This is a genomic window from Okeania sp. SIO2B9, from assembly GCF_010672505.1.
Taxonomy (GTDB): domain Bacteria; phylum Cyanobacteriota; class Cyanobacteriia; order Cyanobacteriales; family Microcoleaceae; genus Okeania; species Okeania hirsuta.
The window spans coordinates 1-1163 of sequence record NZ_JAAHGK010001755.1 but is presented as its reverse complement, the minus strand read 5'-3'; the positions used below and the strand labels follow the sequence as shown (position 1 = coordinate 1163).

Sequence of the window (1163 nt, the reverse complement as noted above, 5' to 3'; positions counted from 1 at the left end):
TTTGTCTCAGCATGAAAACTAATTTATGTCAAGCAATTCGCACTACTCAAGGTCGTGGTGTAATGCCAAATGGTACCAGTAGATTTTCATTAAATGGTGAAATGATTCATCATTATATGGGTACTTCAACCTTTGCAAACTATACAGTATTACCAGAAATTTCCGTAGCAAAAATTCGTAAAGATGCTCCTTTTGATAAGGTTTGCTATATCGGTTGTGGAGTAACAACTGGCATTGGAGCTGTTATTAATACGGCAAAAGTTGAAGCTGGTGAAAAGTAATTGTATTTGGTTTAGGTGGCATTGGTTTAAATGTAATTCAAGGGGCAAAAATGGTGGGTGCTGATATGATTGTTGGGGTTGATATTAATCCTAGTAAACGTGAATTAGCGGAAAAATTTGGCATGACACATTTTGTTAATTCTAGAGAAGTAGAAGGTGATTTAGTTCCTTATTTAGTTGATTTAACAAAAGGTGGTGCTGACTATACTTTTGAATGTATTGGTAATGTTAATGTGATGCGTCAAGCTTTAGAATGTTGTCATAAAGGTTGGGGTATGAGTGTAATTATTGGTGTAGCTGGTGCGGGACAAGAAATTAGTACTCGTCCGTTTCAGTTAGTAACAGGAAGGGTATGGAAAGGTACAGCTTTTGGAGGTGCGAGGGGTCGTACGGATGTACCGAAAATTGTTGATTGGTATATGGAAGGAAAGATTAATATTGATGATTTGATTACTCATTTTATGCCAGTGGAAAAAATTAATGATGCTTTTAATTTGATGCATGAAGGTAAGTCTATTCGTATGTTGTAACTTTTTAAATAAGTAATAAGGAAGAAGGAAGAAGTAAAAGTAGGACTAATCAATACTGACCGATTAATAATTGTCAAAAACAGACAAAAAACCTGGGTAACTATTTAACTTTTGAAGTAAGCATTTCCTGCGGAATACTACGCAAATAGCTGTCAGTTATTAGCTATCCTCCAGGGTCGGAACTACGGACTTCAGCTATTAATTTTAGAGAGCTCTATTAGTTTCGAAACTAATAGAGCAGCATGGAGAGATTGAGTGATTTGCATAGTTTATATTATTAATAAATGGTTGGTTATTTATTAGACATCTCCAGAAAAGAGAGAGTAGGGAGTAGGGGAAAATAATTGATAGT

1 pseudogene is annotated in these 1163 nt (G+C 35.2%); it reads left to right on the top strand.

Annotation, left to right across the window (positions count from 1 at the left end):
• A pseudogene (locus F6K13_RS34200) lies at nt 1-811 on the top strand (zinc-binding dehydrogenase); the annotation flags it as partial.
• Between the last annotated feature and the right edge of the window lie 352 nt (nt 812-1163).